General features: G+C 45.1%; 1 protein-coding gene. It reads right to left on the reverse strand.

What is annotated here, in order from left to right; all coding sequences use genetic code 11:
- The coding region (locus WEIDD23_RS09170) for an SPFH domain-containing protein (protein ID WP_082778331.1) at positions 1 to 761 on the reverse strand (761 nt) is incomplete at both ends.

A 761-nucleotide genomic window follows, 5' to 3' on the forward strand; every position in this document is an offset into this window, starting at 1 on the left:
GCATCAACCATCGCATCATTCGTTTGCACCGTTACCCAGCCGTGCTTCAAACGTGCTTGCGCTTCCATGTAGGCAATCGTTTGGTCATTAATTGACGCGTTAATTTTATTATTTGCTTCCGCTTCAGCATTCGCTGCTGTAATCTTGGCATCGGCGTCAGCCTTAGCCTGCGTTTCCTTCGTCTTAGCTTCTAGTTCGGCCTTCTTATTATCTTGACCAGCCTTAATAATGTCATCAATTGACTTTTGGGTTTGTTCATCAATTGACGGCGTTCCAAATGACAAATCTTCGACAACAAAGCCGTATGGTTCAGCGGCTTGTTGGAAACTCTTCAAAATACCAGCTTGCGCCTTAGTTGAATCTGTTCCAACCACTTCGAGCAACGTAAACTTTGCCATTGATTCACGTGAGGCCTTTTGCAATTTTTGCGCTAGCCAGCCGGTTTCAATGGCATGGATATCTGCAGAACCGAACTTCTTATAGATTGCCACCGCTTTCGATGGATCAACGTGGTATGAATAACTAATTTTGACGTCCGTTTTCTTACCATCCGATGTTGCCACTGCAACTCGTTGCTTAATCGATTGTGTCTTAATCGGATACTGCGTGACATAGTCTAGTCCCACGAAGTGAATCCCTTGTGACAATGCCTTATCACGGACACCGCCAGAAATCGCATACCGAATCCCGACATTTCCATTTTCCACGCGATCAAAAAACTTGAACCCACCCAAGATGGCTAAAATGACAACAACAACCCC

Source organism: Weissella sp. DD23, assembly GCF_001579105.1.
Taxonomy (GTDB): domain Bacteria; phylum Bacillota; class Bacilli; order Lactobacillales; family Lactobacillaceae; genus Weissella; species Weissella cibaria.